At 63.5% G+C, this 5,007-nt stretch carries 2 protein-coding genes; both read right to left on the bottom strand.

The features are described 5' to 3' along the window. The coding region (locus tag RQP53_RS24535; protein WP_315653363.1) for a hypothetical protein at positions 1 to 282 on the bottom strand (282 nt) is incomplete at its 3' end. Positions 283 to 368: 86 nt separating this feature from the next. After that, on the bottom strand, positions 369 to 5,007 hold a 4,639-nt coding region (locus RQP53_RS24530), incomplete at its 5' end, for a choice-of-anchor D domain-containing protein (protein WP_315653362.1).

The raw sequence follows: 5,007 nt of genomic DNA, 5'->3' as shown, positions 1-5,007 counted from the left end.
GGCGCAGTTCGCCGTCGTGGCTTGCTTCTTGTTCCCGTACGCGTCGTAGTCGTAGCTCGTCACCACGCACAGCTGCGCGTTATCCGGCTCCACCGTCTCCGACTGCAGCAGCCCCTTGTTCGCACCACTGCTGTAGTAGCTGAAGCTGCTCGTGCGGCTGTAGCTGTAAATATTGCTGGGGGCTTGGGCCTGTGCCTGTACAACAAGCAGGCTTGCGACGGCAATCATGCCGGTCCGCAAAGCGGCGACCACTTGGCCTAGCAGCAGGTTTCCTTTTTCCATGGCGATGGGCTCCCGGCTCGGTGGCCGTGATGTCGAGGCAGGAGCCGGCTCGTTAGAAGTGCTTGTCAGGCTTTGCAACATCAAATTCATGACTGCGCCCCCGCACCAGCGCTGCCCGCCTTCGGACTCCGCACGCCGCTTCCCGCTGGGGGTGGACTCTGCGGTTCTATGGGTTGCAAGTTGTCGCACTGCAGCTTGAACGGCGTCGAATCGACCTGCATGCTCAGTACGGCGCTCGACTTGACGCCGACGGCGTCAGTCACGGTGAGCAGAAAGTCGGCGATGCCGCTGTCGCAGACATAGTGCGGGCGCACACCCAGCGTCGCCGTTGATGCGTTCGCGCCCGAGATCACCCGAGCACTGCCCTGTTGAACGACCTGTACCGTCCACAAATAGCTGTAGGGTGCTTGCCCACCGCTGACGTTAGAGCTGACAACGGCCGTGCCTTCTTTGAGATCCTGCACACCGCGTTGTACGGAGCTTGGGCTCAGGCTCACCGTCAGCGGCGCGGTCGCTGGCGTCCCGTTACCGGACAAGCCCGCGGTATAGGGCATCACATTGCCTGCCTGCGCCGATTCGTAGTTCTGGTTGTAGACCTGGTTGTACATCCCGTCGATGCGCAGGCTGACGTTGGCGCCGCTTGCCGCCGTCGGCGCGAAGCGCACCGTCACCTGGCAGCTCGCGCCGGCCCCGAGCGTGGCACCGCAGGTATTGCCAACCACAGAGAACGGCGCAGCCAGGGCGTTGACGTTGACCGAGCGTGCCGTGAACGCCGCCGTATTGGTTACCGTGATCGTGCGGTCCGCGCTCGTATTCACCGGCACATTGCCAAAGTCGGCGCCGCTGAAGCTCAGCGCACCGCTATAACCGGCGGCGACCGTCACGCTCGGCGTACCACCATTGCTGGGCACGCTGAGCACGCCGCTGTAGCTACCCGGCGCCGAACTCCAGTAGACGTAGACGCCACAGCTGGCCCCGGGAGCAATCACCGCTCCTGATCCACACCAGCCGTTGTCGCCCGCCGTCGTGTAGGCCGAACCGCCACCCGTCACCGACGGCGGAGCCGAGATCGTCACGTTGGCCGTGCCATTGTTCTTGAAGTTGACGTGCCCGCCCGATGCTGCATAAGGGGTCAGTGCCGTACCGGCCGAGAACGGGCTGGCCGTGACCGCATCGAGCTTGGGCACACCGAGACCCTTGCCCGTCACGCTGATCGTCGCCGTTGCCGCCCCGCCGTTGGCACTGATCGCGACATTGCCGCCGTAGGTCTGCACCGCTGCTGGCGCAAAGCGCAAGGCAAAAGTGCAGGTGCCCGAGGCTGCAACGCTGCCACCACAGTTGCTGCTGATGACGCTGAACCCGCTCGGCGGCGTGATTGTCAAACCACTCAGCGCCACGGCGCCATTGCTCAGCGTGAACGCCGCGGAGTCACGGGTCTGGTTGGTCGGCGTATCAGCAAAGTTCAGCGTGTTGGGGCTGACGCTGAATGATGCCGGCGGCGGCAGCGACGCGGCGCTCAGGGTGAGCGTCTGTACATCGGCGATACCGCGGTACAAGCCACTGCGCTGCGAGTTGCCGTCCAACAGGTCAGCCCATTCAAACTGACCATAGACCGATGCCGGCACCGACGCATTGCCCGCGGCACCGGCCGTGTAGCGGACGGTGATCGCGCAGCTATTGCCTGGCGTCAGCACCGCTGGGCAGGCATCTGCCTGAATCGCCCAGCTGCCACCGCCGCTGACGGCGCCGAAGCGGACCCGCGGCGAACCGAACTGGAACGCGCCAGGCGTACTGTTCGCGATGGTCAGCACCTGATCCAGCGTCGATGCCGTCGACGTGCCCTGATTGCTGGCACTCACGTCCAGCGTCTTCTGTACGGCCGACAAGGGCGTGTTGATCACCGTGCTGCCAAACGTGGCGGTCAGCGTCGCATTGACCGTGCTCGGGCCTCCGCCCCAACCCTGGAGCAGGAAGCACTTCTGTCCTGCGCCCAAGCTGCGGCCTGGGGCGCAAGTTCCGCCGCTGCCATCAGCGTTGTAGAACACGCTGCCAGCGTTGGTGCTGGTGCTGTTCAGCGTCACCGGCCCCGTGCCGGTGTTCTTGTAATACACCGCCAGCGTCGTCGTCGAATAGGCCGGAATCACGGTCCCGCTGCTGGCGGGGCTGACATGGTCCAGCGTCACCGCCCCGGTGCCGTTGATGCCATTGCCATTGAGCGCCACGATGGCCGAAGCACCGCCGCTGGCGCTGATGCTCACGTTGCCGCTGTAGGCCTGCACCGCAGTCGGCGCAAAGCGAAGTGCGAAGCTGCAAGTAGCCGAAGCCGACAGGCTGCTGCCGCAAGTGTTGTTGATGAGGCTGAAGCCTGCTGGTGGCGTGATGCTCAGGCCGGTAACGGCTGTAGCGCCGTTGGTCAGCGTCAGCGCAGCCGAGTCGCTGCTTTGGTTGACGACCGTGTCAGCAAAGATTACTCGACCGACGCTAGTGCTCAAGCTTGCGGCAGACGCATTAACCCCGTTGCCATTCAGCGCCACCGTCACCGAAGCACCGCCGCTGGCGCTGATGCTCACGTTGCCGCTGTAGGCCTGTACCACCGTCGGCGCAAAGCGCAGTGCAAAGCTGCAAGTGGCCGAAGCCGCCAGGCTGCTGCCGCAGTTGCTATTGATCACGCTGAAGCCTGCCGGTGGCGTGATGGCCAGCCCGGTAACGGCTGTAGCGCCGTTGGTCAGCGTCAATGGCGCTGAATCGCTGGTCTGACTGACCACGGTGTCAGCAAAGATCACCCGGCCGACATTTGTACTCAGCGTCGAAGCGCTGACGGAACTGCCGCTGAGCGCCGTCTCACGGCTGCCCAGTGCAGTGTTAACCGTCAGCTTGCCACTGGCACTGCCAGCCACCGTTGGCGTAAAGCCGACCGTGATCGAGCAACTGGTCTTGGCCGCCAGGCTCGCCGTGCAGTCTGTCGACTGGAAGCTAAAGCCCGCTCCGGTCACGCTGCTGGCGTTGATGGCGCTGACCGTCAGGGCCGCTGTGCCGTTGTTGGCCAGCGTGGCCTTGGCCGTACCCGTGGTGTTCAGCGCAATATTGTTGATGGCCAGCGAGGCGGTCAGCTCTGCCGTGGCGCTGCTGGGCAGCGTCAGTGTGCCGGCAATGGCCGTGGCGTTGGCATTGCTGCCCGCAGACGCCGTCAGGCTGGGCAACAGATTGGGCACAGTGTTGCTCACCGTGGCACGTTTCAGGCGCCCCAGAATCCAGCTGCAGCTCTTGTTGTCGGCGGCACAGCTGCTGTCAGCAGTCTCGTAGCTGTTGCTGACCTGCTTGGTGAAGGTTTGGCTCTGTCCGGCACTGCTGCCGCTGGTCTGGATGGTGATCGTCAGCGGATCGCCATCACCGTTGTAGGTGCTGGTCTTGCGCACCACGGGCAAGGCCTCGCCATTGACGTCCCAGCCCTCTTCCAGCGACTGGGCCAGGTAGGGACGTTGCACCAGCGCGCTGCTGGCGCAAGGCGTGGGCGCCACACCTCCGCTGCTGATCTGAACACTGGCAGCATTCGCCATGCCCTCACAGTAGCCATTGGTGCTGCGACTCAACAAGTTGGCCGTCGAACCCAGCGGACCCTTGAAGGTCCGGCTGACGGCAGCGACGCCGGTATAGGGATGATCCTGGAAGTAATCGGTCAGCACATTGAGCTGACTACCATCAGGCGCGGGATTCTGCTGATTCACCTGCATGAAGCCAAGCAGGCCACGGCCGTTCGTCGCCACGCGCAGGCCCTTGTAGGCGTACTCGGTGCGCAGCGCCCCGCCAGCGATGCCCGTATCGGCCTCGACCGTGGCCACGACATTCATCGGGAAGGCCACATCCGCTTTGGGGAAGTTGACTTGTCCAGCAACACGTCCCGTGGTGTAACGAGGCTTGAAGAAGGCGATCAGCGAGCCGTCGGCGCCTAGGCCTTGAGTTGGATTACTCACTGAGGTGTAGCTCAGCCGGGTCTGCAGCCCGGTAGGCGAGGTGACCCGCAGCAGCAGGTCTGCCGGTCGTTGGTCCTGCCGCACAAACAATTCGTTGTAGCTTGAGCCTTGCACCAGGGCCAGCCCTGTCAGGCTAGCGCTAGGCCTTGTCGTCTGCATATTGCAGGGATCAACAGGACGAAGTGGCTGCTCTGAGCCCGTTGCGCTTGGGCTGCTGCTTACCGGAGGGTTCGGATTGCAAGGATCCCCGCCTGGTGAGGGTACGTAGGGGTTCAGAACAAAACGCAGGATCTCGACGTTGCCGTGCCCAGTGAAGTCCCCCACCAGGAAGTCGGCCTTGCCGTCTGTCGTGTCCTTGAGGGTCGTACCTGTGAAGTTGAATGTGCTGGAGGGCTGAAAGCTACCGTCACCCTTGCTCAGATAGAGCGTATTGCTTGAGGCATCAGCCGCCCAGCGCAGCACATCGCTGCGTCCGTCGCCATTGAAGTCGGCAATCAGCGCACCGAAGCTTGTTGGCACCGTGCCCGAGGCAACGCCCAGTTCGCTGCCGGTAACGTTAAGGTTGAAGTTAGCCGTCTTCTCAAATGCGCCACCACCTTGCGCAATGCTCAGACTGTTGCCCGCCGGCAGCGCGTCAGCGGCAATCGACAGACAGTCGGAACGCCCGTCGCCATTGAAGTCGCCCGGCAGATCGCAGGTCGTTGCCGCGTCAATGGCCGTGAAATTGCCATCGCCGTTGTTGCGATACGCTGCA

The organism is Roseateles aquae, from assembly GCF_032337115.1.
GTDB lineage: Bacteria > Pseudomonadota > Gammaproteobacteria > Burkholderiales > Burkholderiaceae_C > Roseateles_C > Roseateles_C aquae.
The sequence above is the reverse complement of the archived record's forward strand: the minus strand, read 5'-3'. Positions and strand labels throughout refer to the sequence as shown.